General features: G+C 72.2%; 2 protein-coding genes. Both read right to left on the bottom strand.

Annotated elements, in window-relative coordinates:
• Positions 1 to 930 (bottom strand): M16 family metallopeptidase (locus AC1DOC_RS32160; protein WP_478131385.1); only part of this gene is annotated, 930 nt, incomplete at its 3' end.
• 17 nt (positions 931 to 947) lie between these two features.
• Positions 948 to 1,821, bottom strand: an 874-nt coding sequence (locus AC1DOC_RS32155) for a M16 family metallopeptidase (protein WP_478131384.1), incomplete at its 5' end; no start/stop codon positions are given.

Here is a 1,821-nt window from a genome sequence, read left to right as displayed (position 1 = left end):
CGAGACAAAACCGCCGCCGCCCAGCACGTAGTTGCCGAGCGTGAGCGCGAAATGGTCCGGATCCTTGCGCGGATAGCCGGGCTGGCCGATCAGCACGTGGGCCTGGGCCGAAGCGAAGGGAATGCGCTCGTCCTTGGGCGCGGTGAGCGCGGCCACCGGCGCAATCGCCGGGAGCGGCGTGCACGCCTCGGGCCCCGGCAGCCGGGAGAGCAGCGCGGTGGCCATGGCCTCGGCCTCGGCGCGGGTCACGGCGCCCACGATGCTGAGCTTGGCCCGGCACGGCACGATCAGCTCCTGGTAGCGCTGCCGCATGGCGGCGGTGTCGATGCGCGCGAGCGTGGCCTCGGTGACTTCCTGGCCGTAGGGATGGCCGCCGTAGACGGCCTTCGCGAAGGCGCGGCCCGCGATGGTTGCCGGCTTGGTGTTGGCCTCCTTCAGCGAGGCATTGATGCGCTCCCGCTCGCGCTGCCAGATGTCGTCGGGAAAGGCCGGCTCGCCGATCTCGCGCGAGGCCAGCGCCACCACCTTGGCGCGCAGCGCCGGGTCGGACAAAGTGCGCAGCGAGTAGCTGGCGCGGTCGGTGCCGGCGCTGGTGCCGAACTCGGCGCCCAGGTCGGCCCAGGCTTCGCCGAGCGCGTTCTCGTCGAGCGCCGGCTCGCCGTTCTTGCCGGCGCGCACGCCCTTCTCGACCATGGTCGCGGTCGCGCTGGCCAGGCCGGCCTGGCCGGCCGGATCGCGCCGGCTGCCGGCATCGAAATCGATCTGCACGTCGACGATGGGCAGCGCCTGGGTCGACACCAGGTAGATCTTGGCGCCGCTCGCGAGCGTCCAGTGCTCGATCGGCAGCGCGGCCTGTGCGGCGTTCAGGCCGGCGAAGGCCGTGGCGGCCGCGAACAGCGCGGAGCGCAGGATTTTTGTCATGGGGGTCATTGAAGAATCCGGGCCTTTCAGCGCAGTTCGCCCTGCGGGGCGGCAAAACCGCGGCCGCGCGGCCTGGCGTCGAGCGGCAAGGGGCGCAGCGTGGCCACGGTGAGCTGGTCGTCGCCGAAGTATTTGGCGGCCACGGCCTGCACCTGGGCCGGTGTCACGGCCTGCAGCTTCGCGACGATGCGCGCGCTGGTGTCCAGCGGCAGTCCCTGCACCCAGTTGCTGCCGAGCTCGCGGGCTTGCGCCATCACGGAGTCGCGCTTGTAGGTTTCGCTGGCCACCCACTGTGTCTTGACGCGCGCGAGTTCGGCTTCGCTCACGCCCTCCTTCGCGACGCGCGCCACCTGGGCGCGCAGCGCCGCCTCCACCGCTTCGGCGCTCTTGCCGTGGGCCGGCACGCCCACCAGCGTGAACAGCTGCGGCCCGCGGCCGGCCAGGCCCGAGTAGGCGCTGGCCGAATCGGCCACGCGGTCGGGGCCCTGGGTCAAGGCACGGTCGAGCCGTGCACCCGTGTAGCCGTCGAGCACGGCCGACAGCACTTCGAGCGCCCACACGTCGCTGTCCGCGGCATCGATGCTCTCCAGCTGCGGAATGCGGAACGCGAGCGACACGTAGGCCTGCTCGGCCGGCGCCTTGAACTCGATGCGGCGGATGCCGCGCTGCGCGGGCTCGGTGCGCGGCTTGCGCGCAGGCACGGCGCGCGCGGGGATGCTGCCGTAGTACTTCTCGGCCAGCGCACGCACCTGGGCCACGTCGACATCGCCCACCACCACCACGGCGGCATTGGCGGGCACGTACCAGTGGCGGAAGAAAGCGCGCGCGTCGTCGGGCGTCATCGCGTCGAGGTCGCTCATCCAGCCGACCACGGGGCGGTGGTAGGGCGAGGCCGTGAAC

It is taken from the genome of Variovorax sp. 01T439_2, assembly GCF_056398445.1.
The sequence above is the reverse complement of the archived record's forward strand: the minus strand, read 5'-3'. Positions and strand labels throughout refer to the sequence as shown.